Below are 260 nucleotides of genomic sequence, written 5' to 3'. Positions count from 1 at the left end.
ATAGTAAACCTTTACGCAAGCCATAATAATACTATTTTATGAACTTATTTAACGGTAAAAAAATCTAAATCGCTTTTGCGTCTAAAGTTTGTGCAATATTCCACAAAGCACTAATAGCGGGGTCGTTGAGCTCTTTTCTTAAAACTGCTAAGCCAATGTCAAAGCCTTCAGGGGCTTGCATTTTTGGTGTGAGTATCTGTACTTTGTCTTTTAGTGGGCTGTTATCTAATACTATTTTAGGAACCATTGCTACACCAAAT

Annotated in this window: 1 pseudogene; it reads right to left on the bottom strand. The window is 35.4% G+C overall.

The features are described from left to right. Positions 1 to 64: 64 nt before the first annotated feature. Positions 65 to 260, bottom strand: a pseudogene (locus R2R70_RS21210) (hypothetical protein); the annotation flags it as partial.

Origin of the sequence: Cobetia sp. SIMBA_158, from assembly GCF_046566945.1 — a bacterium.
Taxonomy (GTDB): Bacteria; Pseudomonadota; Gammaproteobacteria; order Pseudomonadales; family Halomonadaceae; genus Cobetia; species Cobetia amphilecti.
The sequence above is the reverse complement of the archived record's forward strand: the minus strand, read 5'-3'. Positions and strand labels throughout refer to the sequence as shown.